The following is a 15643-nucleotide window of genomic DNA, read 5'->3' on the forward strand; positions in this document are numbered from 1 at the left end:
CTCGCTGGAGACATGGCATGATCGTCTACACGCCTGCAAAACCGGCCGATTCGATTCCGGTGATCGATCTGGCGCCCAGCTTTTCCGAGGATGCGGCTGCGCGGAAGGCCGTGGCCTGGGAAATCCACAAGACGGCCCGCGACACCGGCTTCTTCTATATCAAGAACCATGGGGTTGCGCAGTCGCTGATGGACCAGCAACTCGAACTTGCGCGCGAATTCTTCAGTCTTCCGCTGGAGGAAAAGCTGAAGACGGATGCGCGAAACTCGGCCTGCACGCGGGGTTATGAAACGCCAGGCCTGCAAACGCTCGATGACGGATCTCCGCCCGATCTCAAGGAAGGCTTTCTGATCGGCTGTGATCTCGACGAGACCCATCCCTATGTCCAGCAGGGCATTCCGAACTGCGGACCGAACCAGTGGCCGGACCGACCCGCGGACTTCAAGCAGCGCTATGAAGCCTATGTGGATGAGATGTTCCGGGTCGGTCGCCATCTGATGGCCCTGCTGGCGCTGTCGCTCGACCTTCCGGAGGATTTCTTCGACGAAGGCCTCGAGGAACCGCTCTTCAACAGCCGGTTGCTGCGCTATGGCCCGCAGCCCGAGGATGCAGCCTTCAACCAGATGGGCGCAGGCGCTCATACCGACTGGGGCATGATCACCATCCTGCTCCAGGACGACATTGGCGGGCTCGAGGTCGAGAATGCCGCTGGAGAATGGATCGCCGCGCCGCCCATCCCCGGGACCTTCGTCATCAATCTGGGCGAGATGGTCCGCGTCCTCTCCAACGGCCTCTATCACGCCAATATGCACCGGGTGCTCAACAATCATAGCGGCCGCGACCGCTTCTCGGTCCCGACCTTCTTCGACCCGAGCTATTTCTACGAGGTCCGCTGCGCACCCACGCTCCTCGAAGACGGCGCCGAGCCCAAATATCCCGCAACCACCGTCGGCGGCCATATCGCCGACATGTATCGCAAAACTTACGGCCTCGCCGCTTGAGGAACTGACTATGGTAGCGCTTGCCTATACGAATATCTTCACCGCCGACATCGATCGTCTGGCCGAATTCTACAGTGCGCTGTTCGGCTTCACCGAGATCGTGGAAAGCCGGTCTCCCATCTTTCGCGGCTTCACAACCGGAAGCGCATCGCTTGGTTTCAGCGGTCCCGGTGCGTTTGATCTCCTCGGGCTCACGCCCCAGGAAGGGCCTGGCGATCGGGTGATGCAGACCTTCAACGTCGAGAACAAGGACGAAGTCGATGCCTATTCGACAAAGGCCGTCGAACTCGGTGCGTCGATCGTGAAGGAGCCGTTCGAGACCTATTATGGCTGGTACCAGTCTGTGCTCCGGGATCCCGACGGCAATTGCTTCCGGGTCAACTATCCGGGGGCGCCGGCGTGACTTTGGCGACGCCCATAGCCGAGGCCCGCGTCGATCGGATCGATGTGACGGCGCCGCGGCACCTCCGGATCACCCGGCCAAGAGGATGCACCTATCCCGATGGCGACTGGGAAGTCCTTGCACGACGGTGGTTCGCCGTCGCGCGGGTGCAGGACATAGGCGACAAGCCGGTCGGAACCCGGCTGCTCGACGTGAAGCTGGTCGTCTATCGAACCGAGCAGGGCCTCCATGTCGCGCGCGATCTCTGTCCTCATCGCGGCGTGCCGCTCAGCATGGGCTGGGTGGAAGGCAATGAGCTCGTGTGCGCCTATCATGGGCTTCGGTTCGCGACAGATGGCCGCTGCACCCGGATTCCAGCGCAGCCGAACGTGGTTCCGGGCGATCGCTTCCGGGCGACGGTGCTGCCGGTGGTGGAACGCTATGGTCTGGTCTGGACCTGCCTCGATTCCGAGGATGGCATCGCCGTTATTCCGGATTTTCCGGAATGGACGGATCCCGCCTTCCAGCCCATTCTCTGTCCGCCGGTCAGTATGAACGCCGCACCAGGCCGGCAGGTCGAAGGCTTCATCGATGTGGCCCATTTCGCCTGGGTCCATCACGAAGCCTTTGCCGATCGGGACAACAGCGTCGTGCCGCTCTACAAGACGCGCAAGACGGATTATGGCGTCCAAAGCGAGTATATCAGCAACGTCAGCAACTTTCCGAAGGGGCTGCAGCATCTCGAGCCCGAAGGGTTCATGTGGCGCCGCGTGTTCGATATCCATCCGCCCTTCACAGCGTTTCTGCGGGTTGATTTTCCCGACGATGGCGTTCTTCGGATCATGAATATCGCGACGCCTGTCTCGGCCCACGAATGCACGCTGTACGTGCCGTTGGTGCGCAATTTTGACAAGACCGGCTCGCTCGATGATGTTTACGCGTTCAATGCTCAAATCTTCGCGGAGGACCAGGCCATCGTCGAGGCACAGTCGCCCGAGGATCTTCCTCTGGGCGTGGACGATGAGGCTCACTTCGCCGCCGATCGCTCTTCGGTCGCCTATCGCAAGGCACTGAAGGAGCTCGGTCTGACGGGCTAACGCCCGGATCGCCAATTCAGGCAGCTCGGAACGAGGCTGTTCGCAGGAGGGCGGACGGCGGCCCATAGGTCGTCGTCCGCTTTCGTTTAGAAGGCAGTATCCCCCTCACGCGCGGCATGCAGCCCGATTTCCGCAGCGATGATGTCGGCGAGAGCATGAACCGCGACCGGCGGGTTGCGAGCGGCGCGCACATATACGCCCAGATCGGATCGGAGCGGCATAGGCTTCTTGATCGGAACATGGACAAGCTGACCATGCGCCAGTTCGCGTTCGATCCCGATCCTGGTCTGAAAAGCCACCCCGAGCCCGCGCAGCGTCAATTGCTTCGCCAGCTCGACCGAGCTTGTCTCGATGGCGGGTACTGGCAGCTTGGCATAGGCCTTTGCGAGCTGCTGACGGATGGAAAGTTCGGACTTCGGAAGGATCAGATTGTGGCTGAGGCAGGCTGAGACCGAAAGCGCCTTGTTCGTCGCGAGGGGATGGTCCGGCGGCACGACTGCGCCAAGATGGAAGGACGCGACCGATAGCTGTTGCAGATCCGAGCTTCGGTCGAGACTGAAGGCCACGCCCAGATCGACGTCGCCGGACACCAGCGCCTGAGGAATCGCTCCCGATCCCATCACGTTGATGCCGATCGTGACGCGCGGGAAGCGTTCGCGGGCCTTGGCCAGCACATTCGGAATGAGATCCGAACTCAGGCCCTCGACGGCGGCGATTTCCACATGGCCGGTCCGCAGGCCCTGCAGCGCCTCGAGCTCAGACCGAACGCGCTCGGCATCCTGGAGCACCTCGATCGCATGGCGGGCGAAGGTCGAGCCGGCATGGGTGAGCTTGAGCCCGCTCGGAAGTCGCTCGAACAGCGGCGTTCCCAGTTCTTCTTCAAGTTTGAGCAACTGGCGGTTCACAGCCGAAGACGCGATATTGAGCCTTCTGGCCGCCTCGCGAACAGAGCCTGCCCGTCGGATCGCGTCGAAATAGACGATCATCGGCGCGTGGATTCGACGGGCTCTGCTGCTCATATTCGCGAGATGGCCTCAAATTGCCGACGAGGTCAATGTCCTCTTCTCGGCATCACCCCAGGCGAAACTCTGCGCTTTTTGAGCTCGTCTGCCTGCGCCATTCCCGCGTCGTCGGAACCAGGGAGTGCAGACGCGATGACGACCTCAGCAATCAGCCTGCCCATCGTCGATGTAGAGCCGCTGCTGTGCGGCTCGATGCGCGATGCGACGGGCGCGGTCGCCGCGATCCGGTCAGCCTGTCTGGACAAGGGCTTCTTCTACTGCGTTGGCCATGGCATTTCCGCGGATCTGCGACGAGCCGTCTTTCAACAGTCCGAAGCCTTCTTCTCCCTTTCCGAGGCCGAGAAGCTGAAGGTCGACAAGCGCCAGTCACGAGCCAATCGCGGCTATGAGATGTTGCGTGGGCAGACCCTGGAACCCGGCACACCGCCCGACCTGAAAGAAGGCTATTATATTGGTGCGGAGGTCAGCGACGATGATCCGCGCGCCGCGCGCCTCATCAATGTCGGGCAAAATGTCTGGCCGGAGCCCTTGCCCGACTTCCGCGCCGTCATGGAGCGCTATTTCTCCGAGATGAGCGCGCTCGCCTCCGTCCTCCTCAGAGGGCTCGCTTTGTCCCTCGATTTGCCTGGCGATCACTTTTCGGAGTTCGAGTGCGATCCGCTCGCGACCCTCAGGCTGCTGCATTATCCCCCGCAGCCGGCTGTGACCGCGCCGGGCGAGAAGGGGTGCGGTGCGCACACGGATTTTGGCGGGATCACGATCCTGATGCAGGACGAAATCGGCGGACTGCAGGTTTGGGACAATGGATCGCAGACCTGGATCGACGCGCCGCCAATCCCCAATGCGTTCATCGTCAATCTCGGAGACCTGATGGGGCGGTGGACCAACGACCAATACCGTTCGACTCTCCATCGGGTGATCAATGGATCAGGGCGCGAGCGATACTCCGTGCCATTTTTCTTCTCGGGAAATCATGATTATCGGATTGAATGCCTGCCGACCTGCAGGGTCGCTGGCGAGGATCCGAAATATCCGTCGACGACCGTCGATGCCCATATCCGCCAAATGTATGCCCGGACCTACGCCTAATGCGTGTCCTGATCGCAAATCGGCATCACGGTTGCCGAAAAATTGATCTTTCCGCGCGCAGCGGTTCGTCGTCAGGTTCGCGTCTCTCCTTGAAGGAACGGCCATGACGGACGCGCAGCAACTTGAAGAGATGAAGGCCCTCGCCAAGGGGGTCGGCATCGATATTCCCACGCCCTTCGCCGCGGGGGTGCTCACCAATCTCAATCTACTACGGCGCCACGCAGCGATCGTCGACCAGGCTGACCCCGTCGACCTCGATCCTGCAGAGCTGCTCATCCCATGACGCTGCGCAGCGACATTGAAGCTGTCAATTCAGGCGCGCGCACGGCTGCGGCCTGGCTGGAGCAGTCCCTCGGCTGCACGTCGGCAGACGAGGGTCTTAATTGCCTGACGGCCGTGTTCGCGGACGAGGCACGAGAGGCGGCTCAGACGGTCGACCTCGCGCCTTGCGGCCAGGTTCTGGCCGGCGTTCCGTTCGTCGCGAAGGATCTGTTCGATATTGCCGGCCGCACAACCATGGCGGGGTCGATCCTCAATGCCGAGCATGCACCGGCCGGCGCCGACGCGACGGCCGTCGCCCGGCTCAAGGCGGCCGGCGCCGTCCTGGTCGGGCTCGCCAATATGGACGAATATGCGTACGGCTTCAGTACCGAAAACCATCATCTAGGTCCGACGCGCAATCCGCATGATCCGACCCGGATCGCCGGCGGCTCTTCGGGCGGGTCGGCCGCCGCCGTCGCCGCAGGCATGGTGCCGATCTCTCTCGGTTCGGATACCAACGGGTCCATTCGAGTCCCGGCGTCGCTCTGCGGCATTTTCGGCCTGAAACCGACATTCGGCCGACTGTCGCGTGCGGGGACCTTTCCGTTTGTCGCGAGCCTCGACCATATCGGTCCCTTCGCGCGCTGTGTCGACGACATCGCGCTCGTCTACGATGTGCTGCAGGGTTCCGATCCATTTGATCCCGCCTGCGTTGATCGCCCCTCCGATCTCGCCGGAACGCTGGATCGCAGCATCGGCCGAACATTCAAAGTCGGCTTGCTCGACGGCTGGTTCAGACAGGGCGCCACCACCGACGCATTGGCGGCAGTGGAAAAAGTCGCCACTGCGTTCGCAAATCTGCGATCCGCAAACTGGGCTGGCGCTGAGGTCGCGCGCTCGTCCGCCTTCTGCATGACGGCGATCGAGGGTGCTAGTTTCCATTTCTCCCGGTTGAGCCGCCAGGCGGCAAGTTTCGATCCGGCGGTACGCGATCGCCTGCTGGCAGGCGCGCTCATGCCTGCCCATCTCGGTCAGCAGGTCCGTCGGGTGCGGCGCAGCATGATTCAGGAGGTCGACCGGCTCTTTCGGGATTTTGACCTGCTCATCGCGCCTGCCACGCCGTGCAGCGCGCCTCGCATCGGAGAGGCCACGATCGAGATCGACGGCGTCGAGGTGCCTGTTCGTGCCAATCTCGGCATCTATACCCAGCCGGTCAGTTTCGTCGGCTTGCCGGCCCTGGCATCGCCGGTCGACCTACCCGGCATGCCTATCGGGGTGCAGCTGATCGCGGCGCCGTGGAATGAGCGCGTGCTTTTGCAAGCTGCAGCCTGGCTCGAAGATCGAGGCATCCTGGCCTCACGGCCTTGCCCGGTTCCGGAGGCGTGATGTTGTCCGGCGGGGAGAGGGCGGTCGCGCGCTGCGATCAGCTGGGGAAAGCCCCTTATAGCGACATGGCTGAAGGCCTGTTCCGATCCTATCTGTCCCCGGCCTATGTCGCTGCCCAGCGCCAGTTATCTGCCTGGATGGAGCAGGCGGGCATGACCGTACGGATCGATGCTGCCGGAAACATGATTGGTCGTTATGAAGGGCAAGAGGCTGGCCCGCCGCTTGTGATCGCCAGTCATCTCGACAGCGTGCGTGATGCCGGGCGCTATGATGGTCCGCTTGGCATCATGCTCGGCATCGAATGCGTCGATGATTTGCGCGAACGGCAGGTTCGACTGCCCTTTCCAATCGAGGTTTATGCCTTCGGCGACGAAGAGGGCTCGCGCTTTCCGGCGGCCATGTTGACCAGCAGGGCCGTCGCGGGCTCGCTCGATCCCGCCATGCTGGCGATCGAGGATGCTGCGGGCGTCAGTCTCGACACGGCCCTCAAAACCTATCCGCTTCGAGAGCTGAGCAGCGCCCGGTTCGCGGATGCGCGATCCTCCGGCATTTTGGGCTATCTCGAGGCTCATATCGAGCAGGGGCCGGCCCTTGAGGCCGCGAACCTTCCTGTCGGCGTTGTGACCGGCATCGCGGCGCAGCTGCGCTATAAATTCACGGTCCGCGGTCGGGCTGGACATGCCGGCACCAATTCGATGCGGCTCCGCCGCGACGCGCTGGCGGCGGCCGCCGCCATGCTGCTCGCCGCCGAGAGTCTTGCCGTCAATCATGGGGACGGCGTTGTTGCGACCGTTGGTCAGCTCGAGGTGAGGCCGGGCGCTCCGAACGTCGTGCCTGGCGAGGTGCGCTTCACGCTGGATGTGCGGGCACCGACCAACGACCGACGTGATGCGGTCGCGCAGGAGATCATGGCCGCATTTGCTGCGGTCGCCCGGTCGCGCGACGTCGCCTTGTCTCGCGAGGCGCTGCAGGATCTCGCGGCAAGTCCTTGCGATCCGGACTGGACCGACCTGCTCGCCAGCGCGGCGCTGGACCTGGCGGTGCCTTGCGACCGGCTTGTTTCTGGCGCGGGGCATGACGCGATGATCATGGCGGCGCTCGGGCGCACCGCCATGCTCTTCATCCGATGCGATGGCGGCATCAGTCACAATCCGGCCGAGCAGGTCAAGGCGGACGACGTCGAAGACGCCCGGCAGGTCATGATCAGGTTTATCGAGAAACTGGGGGATAATTTCCGTGATTGAACAGTTCGGCGAAATCGATCCGCCCCAGCGTCTGCTCATGGGGCCGGGCCCGGTCAACGCTCATCCCCGTGTGCTGCGCGCCATGTCGGCGGATCTCCTGGGCCAGTTCGATCCTGAGATGACCAGCTATATGAACGAGGTCATGGCACTCTATCGCCCAATCTTTGGGACAGAGAACCAGTGGACTTTGCTCGTCGACGGGACAGCGCGTGCCGGTATCGAAGCGGCGCTGGTATCTCTGGTCGCGCCCGGCGACACGGTTCTGGTTGTCAATTTCGGGCGCTTCGGGCTTTTGCTCTCGGAGATTCTGCAGCGGATCGGGGCAAAGATCGAAACGGTCGAGGCGCCGTGGGGAGAAACCGTGCCGCTCGACGCGATCGAGGCGGCCATCCAGCGGACCGGTCCAGCACTCGTCGCCTCGATCCACGGCGATACATCCACGACGATGGCCCAGCCGCTTGATGGCTTTGGCGACTTGTGCGCGCGTGCCGGTGCCCTTTCCTATGTGGACGCGACCGCGACGATCGGCGGGATGGAAATCGCGACTGATCGCTGGGGCGTCGACGTAGTGAGTGGCGGCCTTCAGAAATGTCTGGGCGGCCCGTCCGGCTCGGCGCCGATCACCATTTCGCAGCGCGCCGCCGCTTATATCCAGCGTCGTAAACATGTCGAACAGGGCATTCGCCGTGACGATATCGAGGACGGGGAAGGGCCGCTGATCGGCTCAAATTACTTCGATCTCGCCATGATCATGGATTACTGGTCGGACAAGCGTCTCAATCATCATACCGAGGCGACGACGATGCTCTACGGAGCCCGTGAATGCGCGCGGATCATGCTCGCTGAAGGTCTCGACGCCCGCTACGCGCGGCATCGGGCGGCCGGAGGCGCGATGACGGCTGGCCTGCGCGCTATGGGTCTGAGCCTGTTCGGAGACGACCGCCACCGCATGACCAATGTAACGGCCGTGCATATCCCCGATGGCATCGATGGTGAAACGGTCCGGCGCAAGATGCGCGAGCATTTCGAGATCGAGATCGGAACGGCCTTCGGCCCGCTGGCAGGAAAAGTCTGGCGGATCGGCGCGATGGGCTACAACGCCCGCAAGCATAAGGTTCTGCTCACGCTAGCCGCCCTGGAGGCCGTGCTCATGGGCGAAGGCCTGCGGCTTCCTGCAGGAGAAGGTGTCACTGCCGCCCTCGCGGCTTGGGAGGCCTCCCAATGAGCCGCGACCTTGTCGGTTATGGGCAGACGCCGCCTGACCCAAATTGGCCAGCCGGCGCGCGGGTCGCGGTTCAGTTCGTGATCAACTATGAAGAAGGCGCCGAAAACAGCGTTCTCAATGGGGATAAGGGCTCTGAGAGCTTCCTTTCGGAAATGGTTGGTGCCGCCAGCCATCCGGACCGTGCGATGGCGATGGAAAGCCTCTACGAATATGGCAGCCGCGCTGGCTTCTGGCGGCTGCATCGGATCTTCACCGAGCGGGGTATCCCGCTGACGGTGTTCGGCGTTGCGCAGGCACTGGCGATCAATCCGCAAGCCGTGGAGGCGATGCTTTCGGCTGATTGGGAAATTGCCAGCCACGGCCTGCGCTGGATCGATTATCAGACCGTGACGGAGGAGGTCGAACGCGCCCATATCGCTGAGGCGATCGCGTTGCACACCACTCTCACCGGCAGCCGTCCGCTCGGATGGTATCAGGGCCGTACCTCTCCCAACACCGCCCGTCTCGTCGCTGAGGAAGGGGGCTTCCTCTACGACGCTGACAGCTATGCCGACGACCTTCCCTACTGGGATCGGCAGCATGGCCGGGCTCAGCTGATCGTGCCTTACACGCTCGACGTCAACGATATGAAGTTCGTCGCGTATAATGGGTTCAGCGAAGGCGAGGCGTTCTTCCGATATCTGCGCGACACGTTCGAACAGCTCCGCGAGGAAGGCGGCCGGATGATGTCGGTCGGCCTTCACGGTCGGATCGCCGGCAAGCCGGCGCGTGCTCGGGCCGTCGCTCGCTTCCTCGATCATGTCCTGTCGACGAGCGATGCCTGGATCGCCCGTCGGATCGATATCGCACGCCACTGGATGAAGGAGTTTCCGGCATGAGTGCCCAGATCGAAATCGATCAACCCGACCGTCTCGCGGAGGTCACGGCGGCCTTTTACGACTATGAGCGCGCCCTCATGACGGACGATGTTCCCGCCATGGATCGGCTCTTCCACGACGCACCGACGACCAATCGATACGGCGTTGGCGAGGTTCTCTACGGCATTGAAGAGATCAGGGACTTTCGCAAGGGGCGGGGCGGATCACCGCAGCGAACCCTCGGTAAGGTCTCGATCACAGTCTATGGCGACAGCTTCGCCACCGCCGACGCCGAGTTTTTTCGCGAGAACAGCGATCGACGTGGCCGGCAGACCCAGAGCTGGGTCCGGTTCGCCGATGGCTGGAAGGTCGTCTCCGCACATGTCAGCCTTGAGGGGAGCACCCACTGATGGAGCGGTCGGCCTTCATTCATCGCTATGGCGCGCTGTTCGAACATTCGCCCTGGGTGGTGGAGCGTGCCGCCGATCGGCCTCGCACCGATGACCTTCATGGCGATCTGATGAGAGTCGTCGAGACCGCGACGGGAGACGAACGCCTCGCGCTCGTTCGCGCGCACCCTGAACTCGCCGGCAAGGCGGCTGTCGCGCGTGAATTGACCGCCGCATCCGCGGCCGAGCAGGCCTCAGCGGGACTGGACAGCCTCACGCAGGCGGAGTTCGACCGGTTTCATCAACTCAATGCAGCCTATCAGGACAGGTTCGGCTTCCCCTTCATCATCTGCGTTCGGCGGACCGACAAGGCAGGCATCCTCGCGGCGATGGAACAGCGCCTCAACAACGAGCGGGACACCGAACTGCAGACGGCCATCACGGAAATCGGCGAGATCGTTCGCTTGCGCCTGAAGGATCTGCCATGACCCTGGAGCTTCACAACGCGCGCGTCCGGCATGATTTGCAGTGCTTGAATTACGGCGGCCCGGATTGGTTGCCGCCGGCTCGCCATGCGGATGGACATGTCTATGATGTGGTGATCGTGGGCGGGGGCCAGAGCGGGCTCGGAGCCGCGTTCGGTCTCTTGCGGGAACGCGTCTCCAATATCCTCGTGATCGACGAGAACCCGGCCGGCTTCGAGGGGCCTTGGGATACCTATGCCCGGATGGTGACATTGCGCACCCCCAAACAGCTGACGGCCATCGACTATGGCGTGCCGTCGCTGACCTTCCGCGCCTATTGGGAAGCGATGCACGGGAGCGATGGCTGGGATGCGATCGACAAGATCCCCCGGCGCGACTGGATGGATTATCTGCGCTGGTATCGGGATATATTGGGCTTGCCGGTCAGGAACGAGGCGCGCCTCGACCTGATCGAGCGCGCTGATGGCGGATTGTTCCGACTGCGTCTGGCCGATGGCGATATGCTACTGGCGCGCAAGATCGTCCTTGCGACCGGAATTCAGGGGGGCGGGCAGTGGCACACGCCGGCGATGATCGTCGATGCGGTTCCCAAATCGCGCTACGCGCACACCTCGGAAATGATCGATTTTGGCGCGCTGCGCGGCAAGAAGGTCGGCATCCTCGGCGGTGGGGCCTCTGCGTTCGACAATGCCCAGTTCGCGCTCGGCGCGGGTGTCGGCGAAGTCCATGTCTTCGTTCGGCGTGCGTCGCTTCCAACCGTGAACCCGATCCGGTTCATGGAAGCCTCGGGCCTGATCCCGAGATTCCCGGCGCTCCCCGACCCGGTCAAATATCGGATGATGGTGAGCTTTTTCGATCGCAACCAGCCACCGACCAATGACACGTTCCAGCGGGCGCTGGCGTCCCCGGGCTTTGAGCTTCATCTCGGCAGCCCCTGGCTCAATGTCGAAGCATCCGATGGGGGCGTGACGGTCACGACGCCCAAAGGGCTGCAGACCTTCGACTATCTGATCCTGTCGACCGGTCTAGTCACCGACCCGGAATTGCGGCCCGAACTGCGGCAATTCGCCGGGAAGATCGCGCGCTGGTCGGACCGGATTTCGGCGCCCGCCTCCGAGCGCAATGCGCTCGTCGATGATCATCCCTATCTGGGACCGGCCTTCCAGTTCCTAGCAAAGGACCCGCAGGATCAGGCCACGCTCCATGGACTCTTCGCTTTCAACTATTCCGGTCTGATCAGCCTCGGTCTGTCGGCCTCGGCCTTGTCCGGTCTGAAGCAGGCCCTGCCGCGCCTCGTGGCAGGCGTATGCGATCAGCTCTTCCTCGATCGACAGGATGAGGTGGTGTCCGCCTATCTCGCTTATGACGAGCCCGAGTTTAACGCCTGCGGTCAGAATGCGCAGGTGGCGGCATGACCTTGTCCACGCACATCCTCGACACGATGCACGGCACGCCGGCGGCAGGACTTCGGGTCCGGCTGAAAAAGGGCAATCTCGTCCTCTTCGAGGGTCTGACCGACCAGGATGGACGCTGCCCCGATCTCAGGGCGACGGCGGCAGGCGTCGGGCTCTTCTCCCTGACCTTCGAGGTCGCTGATTATTTCGTCTCTCGTGGTGTTGAGCTGCCGAACCCGCCCTTTCTCGATCATGTCACGATCGACTTCGGGATCGCCGATGCAGGCGCACATTACCACGTGCCGCTCCTCGTCTCGCCTTATGCCTACTCGACCTATCGGGGGAGCTGAGCGAATGAAGGCTTTGCTGTCATTTTTCGAACCCTTCATCCTGATGCTCCTGGCCACCGTCGCCTTGGCGAGCTTTTTGCCAGCGCAGGGGCAATGGCGCGACGTGGTTTCGATCGTCGCCAATGCCGCGATCGTGCTCCTCTTTTTCCTGCATGGCGCGAAACTCTCCCGTCAGGCGATCATCGATGGCGCCAGGCACTGGCCCCTGCATCTCGCCGGGCTCGGACTGACCTTCGGCCTGTTTCCGCTGATTGGTCTTGCCTTCGCGCAGCTGCCGCTGTTCGATGGTTCGCTCCGGACCGGCATCCTTTTCCTCGCCGTCCTGCCTTCAACCGTGCAGTCCTCGATCGCCTTCACGGCGATGGCGCGGGGCAATGTGGCGGCGGCTGTGTGCAGCGCATCCTTCTCGAACCTAGTCGGCATCTTCCTGACGCCGCTTCTGGTTGCCTTGTTGATCCATGCGGATGGTCCTGCCGGCATTTCCTGGGATGCCGCCAGAACGATCATTCTTCAATTGCTGCTCCCGTTCATCGCAGGTCATGTTCTGCGTCCCGTGATTGGGGGCTTTGTCGCCCGGCACAAGCCGCTCGTGACCGTGGTCGATCGCGGCTCGATCCTGCTCGTCGTCTACAGCGCCTTCGGCGCCGCCGTCCTCAACGGGATCTGGACCATGGTGAATGGCAGCGATCTCCTCGCTCTGGGCGCGCTCTCGCTGACGCAGCTTGCGATTGTCTTGGTGCTGGCCTGGAACATCGGGAAGTGGCTGGGCTTCAAGCGCGAGGATCGGATCGTCCTGCTCTTCTGCGGGTCAAAAAAGAGCCTGGCCTCGGGCGTACCTATGGCCGGGGTCTTGTTTCCGGCCGCGACGGTCGGTTTGGTGATCCTGCCGCTCATGCTGTTTCACCAGATCCAGCTGATCATCTGTGCCGTTCTTGCACGGCGTCTGGGAGAGGAGCCGCCAGCGGCACACGCTCCGTTGCCCGACGACAGCGGGATCGCAGCCGCCTGAATTCGCGAATGATTTCTTTCTTGGAGTGATATTATGAAGACACGCGCCGCCGTTGCGTTCGAGGCGAAGAAGCCGCTTGAGATCGTCGAGCTGGACCTGGAAGGGCCCAAGGCCGGCGAGGTTCTGGTCGAGATCATGGCGACCGGCATCTGCCACACCGATGCCTATACGCTCGACGGTCTGGACAGCGAGGGCATCTTCCCGAGCGTGCTGGGCCATGAAGGCGCCGGCATCGTGCGCGAGGTCGGCGCGGGCGTCACCTCGGTGGTGCCGGGCGACCATGTCATTCCGCTCTACACGCCGGAATGCCGCCAGTGTAAGTCCTGCCTCTCGGGCAAGACGAACCTGTGCACCGCCATCCGCGCCACGCAGGGCAAGGGCCTGATGCCGGACGGCACGACCCGCTTCAGCTACAAGGGCCAGCCGATCTTCCATTATATGGGCTGCTCGACCTTCTCCAACTTCACCGTCCTGCCCGAGATCGCGGTCGCCAAGATCCGCGAGGACGCGCCGTTCAAGACCAGCTGCTATATTGGCTGCGGCGTGACCACCGGCGTCGGCGCGGTGATCAACACCGCCAAGGTGCAGGTCGGCGATAATGTCGTGATCTTCGGCCTGGGCGGCATCGGTCTCAACGTGATCCAGGGCGCGCGCCTTGCCGGCGCCAACAAGATCGTCGGCGTGGACATCAATCCCGATCGCGAGGAGTGGGGCCGCAAGTTCGGCATGACCGACTTCCTCAACTCCAAGGGCATGAGCCGCGAGGAGACGGTTGCGGCAATCGTCGCGCTGACCGACGGCGGCGCGGACTATACGTTCGACGCGACCGGCAACACCGAAGTGATGCGCACCGCGCTCGAAGCCTGCCATCGCGGCTGGGGCACCTCGATCATCATCGGCGTGGCCGAGGCGGGCAAGACCATCGAGACGCGCCCCTTCCAGCTCGTGACCGGCCGCAACTGGCGCGGCACGGCCTTCGGCGGCGCCAAGGGCCGCACCGACGTGCCCAAGATCGTCGACATGTACATGACAGGCAAGATCGAAATCGATCCGATGATCACCCACGTCATGGGCCTGGAGGAGATCAACACCGCATTCGATCTCATGCACGCCGGCAAGAGCATCCGCTCGGTCGTCGTCTTCTGATTTCCGGCGGGGAGGGGCGCATGTCTTTAGATCATGGCGATGTCGTCATCGTCGGCGCGGGCCACGGTGGTGCGCAGGCTGCCCTCTCCCTGCGGCAGCTTGGTTTCGAGGGCTCGATCCTGATGATCGGTCGCGACGAAGAGCCACCCTATGAACGTCCGCCGCTCAGCAAGGATTATCTCGCCGGGGAAAAGGATTTCGAGCGGCTGTACATTCGTCCACGGCAAAGCTGGGCCGAGAAGCAAATTGAGCTTTGTCTTGGGGCCGAGGTGGTCGCGGTCGATGCAGATGCCCATGTTGTTCACCTGAAGGACGGTCGGGCGGTCTCCTATGGACAGCTGGTCTGGGCCACGGGCGGCGAGGCCCGAACCCTAAATTGTCGGGGTCATAGTCTGGAGGGTGTCCATACTGTCCGGCATAGGTCGGATGTTGACCGGATAAAGACCGACTTGTCGGCCGGAGCTTGGCAGGTGGTTGTTGTTGGTGGCGGCTATGTGGGGCTCGAAGCGGCCGCAGTCCTCACCAAGCTTGGTTGCCAGGTAACGCTCGTCGAGGCCTGCCCTCGCGTTCTCGCGCGTGTCGCTGGCGAACAGATTTCCGCTTTTTATGAGGCCGAACATCGTCGCCAAGGCGTCGACCTGCGGGTCAATGCTGAGGTCACTGCATTGCACGGTCAAGACGGCCGGGTCTGCAGTGTCGAACTTGCGGGGGGTGAGGTGATCCCGACCGATATGGTGATCGTCGGGATTGGGATCGTCCCTTCGGTGGCGCCCCTCATCGGAGCAGGCGCGCAGGGTGGCGCAAATATCGATGTCGACGATCAGTGCCGAAGCAGCCTCTCCGACATATTCGCGATTGGAGATTGCGCTGCGCATGTCAGCAAATTTGCCGGCGGCGTCCGGCTGCGCATAGAATCCGTCCAGAACGCCAACGACATGGCGAAAACCGTGGCTCAGGCGATTATTGGCATGCCTGCCTCCTATGCGGCTACGCCCTGGTTCTGGTCGAATCAGTTCGATCTCAAGCTGCAGACCGTCGGGCTTTCGATCGGCCATGACGAAGCTATTCTCAGGGGCGATCCAGCATCCCGCCGCTTCAGTGTGATTTACCTCAAGGCCGGCACCGTCATCGCCTTGGATTGCGTCAACGCAACGCGCGATTATGTGCAGGGCAAGCGTCTGGTGTAAGCGCCGACGGAAGGTGGCGTTGACGCGGCCTGTCAGGCTTTTCGGCGTGTCCGTGGCGCCCATTTTTTCGCAAGCGCTTCCAGCCTTGCCTCGATCAGGGGGATATCGGGCTTGGCGTT

Annotated in this window: 17 protein-coding genes; 16 read left to right on the plus strand and 1 reads right to left on the minus strand. The window is 62.7% G+C overall.

Translation table 11 applies throughout. The features are described 5' to 3' along the window. Window positions 1-17: 17 nt before the first annotated feature. Genes D0Z70_RS20260 through D0Z70_RS20270 form a run of 3 tightly spaced genes read left to right on the plus strand, consistent with a single transcriptional unit; the run spans window position 18 to window position 2480 of the window. The gene (locus tag D0Z70_RS20260; RefSeq protein WP_119749610.1) at window positions 18-1001 is read left to right on the plus strand and encodes an isopenicillin N synthase family dioxygenase; all 984 of its coding nucleotides are present in this window, start codon (window positions 18-20) and stop codon (window positions 999-1001) included. 10 nt (window positions 1002-1011) lie between these two features. Continuing rightward, window positions 1012-1404, plus strand: coding sequence for a VOC family protein (locus D0Z70_RS20265; RefSeq protein ID WP_119749612.1), 393 nt, complete (start codon window positions 1012-1014; stop codon window positions 1402-1404). Beyond that, entirely contained in the window at window positions 1401-2480 is a 1080-nt protein-coding gene (locus tag D0Z70_RS20270) for an aromatic ring-hydroxylating oxygenase subunit alpha (RefSeq protein WP_220475676.1), read from the plus strand. The genes D0Z70_RS20265 and D0Z70_RS20270 overlap by 4 nt, the downstream gene beginning before the upstream one ends. An 86-nt stretch (window positions 2481-2566) precedes the next feature. Here the strand turns inward: D0Z70_RS20270 and D0Z70_RS20275 are convergent, their stop codons facing one another. Next, a complete protein-coding gene (locus D0Z70_RS20275; RefSeq protein WP_239019052.1) occupies window positions 2567-3466 on the minus strand; it encodes a LysR family transcriptional regulator in 900 nt (299 codons plus the stop codon). A 6-nt stretch (window positions 3467-3472) separates the two neighbouring features. Between D0Z70_RS20275 and D0Z70_RS20280 the strand changes: the two genes are divergently transcribed. From D0Z70_RS20280 to D0Z70_RS20340, 13 genes are all read left to right on the plus strand, one after another. Beyond that, window positions 3473-4591 carry an isopenicillin N synthase family dioxygenase gene (locus D0Z70_RS20280; protein WP_239019053.1) on the plus strand — a complete coding sequence of 373 codons (1119 nt, stop codon included), beginning with the start codon at window positions 3473-3475 and terminating at the stop codon, window positions 4589-4591. Window positions 4592-4694: 103 nt separating this feature from the next. Then, entirely contained in the window at window positions 4695-4874 is a 180-nt protein-coding gene (locus D0Z70_RS20285; protein WP_119749618.1) for a hypothetical protein, read from the plus strand. After that, on the plus strand, window positions 4871-6238 hold the full coding sequence (locus D0Z70_RS20290; RefSeq protein WP_119749620.1) for an AtzE family amidohydrolase: 1368 nt from the start codon (window positions 4871-4873) through the stop codon (window positions 6236-6238). The genes D0Z70_RS20285 and D0Z70_RS20290 overlap by 4 nt, the downstream gene beginning before the upstream one ends. Further along, entirely contained in the window at window positions 6217-7482 is a 1266-nt protein-coding gene (locus D0Z70_RS20295; RefSeq protein WP_338054926.1) for an allantoate amidohydrolase, read from the plus strand. The genes D0Z70_RS20290 and D0Z70_RS20295 overlap by 22 nt, the downstream gene beginning before the upstream one ends. Before the next feature lie 37 nt (window positions 7483-7519). Next, entirely contained in the window at window positions 7520-8707 is a 1188-nt protein-coding gene (locus D0Z70_RS20300) for a pyridoxal-phosphate-dependent aminotransferase family protein (protein ID WP_119749653.1), read from the plus strand. Further along, complete coding sequence (gene puuE / locus D0Z70_RS20305) at window positions 8704-9585, plus strand: allantoinase PuuE (protein ID WP_119749624.1); 882 nt, start codon at window positions 8704-8706, stop codon at window positions 9583-9585. Before D0Z70_RS20300 ends, puuE begins: the two co-directional genes overlap by 4 nt. A gap of 8 nt (window positions 9586-9593) precedes the next feature. Next, window positions 9594-9974: an oxalurate catabolism protein HpxZ gene (gene hpxZ, locus D0Z70_RS20310; RefSeq protein ID WP_119749655.1), complete on the plus strand. Its 381-nt coding sequence runs from the start codon at window positions 9594-9596 to the stop codon at window positions 9972-9974. Beyond that, window positions 9974-10441 (plus strand): 2-oxo-4-hydroxy-4-carboxy-5-ureidoimidazoline decarboxylase, encoded by a 468-nt coding sequence (gene uraD, locus D0Z70_RS20315; protein ID WP_119749626.1) that lies wholly within the window; start codon window positions 9974-9976, stop codon window positions 10439-10441. Before hpxZ ends, uraD begins: the two co-directional genes overlap by 1 nt. Further along, window positions 10438-11853, plus strand: a complete 1416-nt coding sequence (locus D0Z70_RS20320) for an FAD/NAD(P)-binding protein (protein ID WP_119749628.1) — start codon at window positions 10438-10440, stop codon at window positions 11851-11853. Before uraD ends, D0Z70_RS20320 begins: the two co-directional genes overlap by 4 nt. Continuing rightward, entirely contained in the window at window positions 11850-12182 is a 333-nt protein-coding gene (uraH, locus tag D0Z70_RS20325) for a hydroxyisourate hydrolase (protein WP_119749630.1), read from the plus strand. The genes D0Z70_RS20320 and uraH overlap by 4 nt, the downstream gene beginning before the upstream one ends. A 4-nt stretch (window positions 12183-12186) precedes the next feature. Beyond that, on the plus strand, window positions 12187-13191 hold the full coding sequence (locus D0Z70_RS20330; RefSeq protein WP_119749632.1) for a bile acid:sodium symporter family protein: 1005 nt from the start codon (window positions 12187-12189) through the stop codon (window positions 13189-13191). Window positions 13192-13224: 33 nt separating this feature from the next. Then, window positions 13225-14337 (plus strand): S-(hydroxymethyl)glutathione dehydrogenase/class III alcohol dehydrogenase, encoded by a 1113-nt coding sequence (locus D0Z70_RS20335; protein ID WP_119749634.1) that lies wholly within the window; start codon window positions 13225-13227, stop codon window positions 14335-14337. Between the two features lie 20 nt (window positions 14338-14357). Continuing rightward, window positions 14358-15524 carry an NAD(P)/FAD-dependent oxidoreductase gene (locus D0Z70_RS20340; RefSeq protein WP_119749637.1) on the plus strand — a complete coding sequence of 389 codons (1167 nt, stop codon included), beginning with the start codon at window positions 14358-14360 and terminating at the stop codon, window positions 15522-15524. Window positions 15525-15643 lie beyond the last annotated feature (119 nt).

The sequence above is a fragment of the Sphingobium terrigena genome (assembly GCF_003591655.1).
GTDB classification, from domain to species: domain Bacteria; phylum Pseudomonadota; class Alphaproteobacteria; order Sphingomonadales; family Sphingomonadaceae; genus Sphingobium; species Sphingobium terrigena.